The organism is Bariatricus sp. SGI.154 (genome assembly GCF_050313795.1).
In the GTDB taxonomy this organism is placed as follows: Bacteria; Bacillota; Clostridia; order Lachnospirales; family Lachnospiraceae; genus CAMBRQ01.
On sequence record NZ_JBNPMC010000088.1, the window covers coordinates 1 to 447 of the forward strand.

At 43.6% G+C, this 447-nt stretch carries 1 pseudogene; it reads left to right on the forward strand.

The features are described from left to right. Window positions 1-277: pseudogene (locus tag ACQRBN_RS17455) on the forward strand (hypothetical protein); the annotation flags it as partial. Window positions 278-447 lie beyond the last annotated feature (170 nt).

Sequence of the window (447 nt, forward strand, 5' to 3'; positions counted from 1 at the left end):
CGAGGTAATCAGTGTGAGTATATTTGAGTATAATGAGGAGCGGCATCTGCAGCAGGAGAGAGACGAGGCATGGATGAAGGGAAGAGAAGAAGGCAGAGAAGAAGGTAGAGAGGAAGGAAGAGAAGAGGGCAGAGAGGAAGGTAGAGAAGAAGAAAAAAAGCGAGTGAATACTCTGAATGGCTGCCTTATGGCAGATGATCGTATGGAGGATTTGAAGCGTGCGATTAAGGATGTGGAATATCAGGAGGAACTGATGAAGGAGTATGGGATAGAGTAGGCTAGATGTGTAAGTTATAGATGATTTATTAATCCTATCCTTCGTGCTATATGATAAGCTGACCTTGTATGAGCACCAGTCCACGAAGAATCCGAATATCCCTTTGCGTGACCTTTTCTATGTGGCAAATGTATATTCGAACCTGATGAAAGACGATAATGGAGATGGTC